Origin of the sequence: Pseudomonas brassicacearum (assembly GCF_003732265.1) — a bacterium.
GTDB lineage: Bacteria > Pseudomonadota > Gammaproteobacteria > Pseudomonadales > Pseudomonadaceae > Aquipseudomonas > Aquipseudomonas brassicacearum_D.
On the sequence record NZ_MOBK01000190.1, the window covers coordinates 1 to 639 of the forward strand.

A 639-nucleotide genomic window follows, 5' to 3' on the forward strand; every position below is an offset into this window, starting at 1 on the left:
TCGCCAACCTGGCAATGATCTTCGCCATCGGCATCGCCGTCGGTTTCGCCAAGGACAACAACGGCACCGCTGGCCTCGCCGGGGTGATCGGTTATCTGGTGATGATCTCTACGTTGAAGGTGCTCGATGCGAGCATCAACATGGGCATGCTCGCCGGCATCGTCAGCGGCCTGATGGCCGGCGCGCTGTACAACCGCTTCAAGGACATCAAGCTGCCGGAGTATCTGGCGTTCTTCGGCGGACGACGCTTTGTGCCGATTGTCACCGGGCTTGCGGCAGTCGGTCTGGGCGTGGTGTTCGGCTATATCTGGCCGCCAATCCAGCATGGCATCAACAGCTTCGGCGCCTTGATGATGGAAAGCGGCAGCCTCGGCGCGTTCGTGTTTGGCGTGTTCAACCGCCTGCTGATCGTCACCGGCCTGCACCACATCCTCAACAACATGGCGTGGTTTGTGTTCGGCAACTTCACCGACCCAACCACCGGTGCGCTGGTAACCGGCGACCTGTCGCGCTACTTCGCCGGCGATCCGAAGGGCGGCCAGTTCATGACCGGCATGTTCCCGATGATGATCTTCGGCCTGCCGGCGGCATGTCTGGCGATGTACCGCAATGCACTGCCGGAACGCCGCAAGGTCATGG

1 protein-coding gene is annotated in these 639 nt (G+C 61.7%); it reads left to right on the top strand.

Features of this window, described 5'->3' with window-relative positions; genetic code table 11:
• A partial coding sequence (locus BK660_RS30760; RefSeq protein WP_185045284.1) for a PTS transporter subunit EIIC occupies nucleotides 1-639 on the top strand: 639 nt, incomplete at both ends.